Annotated in this window: 1 protein-coding gene; it reads left to right on the plus strand. The window is 51.1% G+C overall.

Annotation, left to right across the window (positions count from 1 at the left end; genetic code table 11):
* Positions 1-727 (plus strand): molybdopterin oxidoreductase family protein (locus tag R8N49_RS26575; RefSeq protein ID WP_318190376.1); only part of this gene is annotated, 727 nt, incomplete at its 5' end.
* Positions 728-775 lie beyond the last annotated feature (48 nt).

Here is a 775-nt window from a genome sequence, read left to right on the forward strand (position 1 = left end):
CAATACTGAGCGACGCGTGCAGCGCGTTAATGCGGCAGTGAAAGCGCCGGGTGAGGCGAAAGAAGATTGGTGGATCATTCAAGCGATCGCAAACGCGATGGGCAGCGATTGGCATTACCAGTGTGTTTCTGAAATCACTAGCGAGATCGCGCGTGTAACGCCGCAATATGCAGGGTTGCGTTGGGACGCGATCACGCCGAACGGTGTTCAATGGCCAAGTAACAAGAACAATCCAAACGGTACTCGTATTATGCACCAAACCCAATTTACCCGAGGGAAAGGGCAAATGGTGGGCGTGCCGTTCCGTTATGCAGCCGAGTTGCCTGATGAAGAGTATCCTTTGGTGCTTACAACAGGGCGTGTGCTAGAACAATTCCACACCGGTACGATGACACGCAAAACGAAAGGGTTGGATAACCTTGCTGGGCCAAGAGCGATGATCAGTGTTGAAGATGCCGAAGCAATTGGTATCCACAATGGTCAGCGCCTAAAAGTGTCGACTCGTCGTGGCAGCATCGAAATTGATGCGTTTGTGACCAAGCGAATGCAAAAAGGCGTCGTGTTTATTCCGTTCCATTTCGTTGAGTCGCCAGTCAACCGCTTGACGACTACGGCAACGGACCCGCATGCGAAAATTCCTGAATTCAAAGTCGCAGCGGTTAAGATTGAAATCAGTGAAACGGCCGCTCAACCAGAGCCTGTCGAGGAGGTGGTACACCACGTCTAAAATAGCCGACTCACGCACTGGCGAGTTGAGAAATTACATTTAAGCTTA

The sequence above is a fragment of the Vibrio sp. 1978 genome (genome assembly GCF_033344345.1).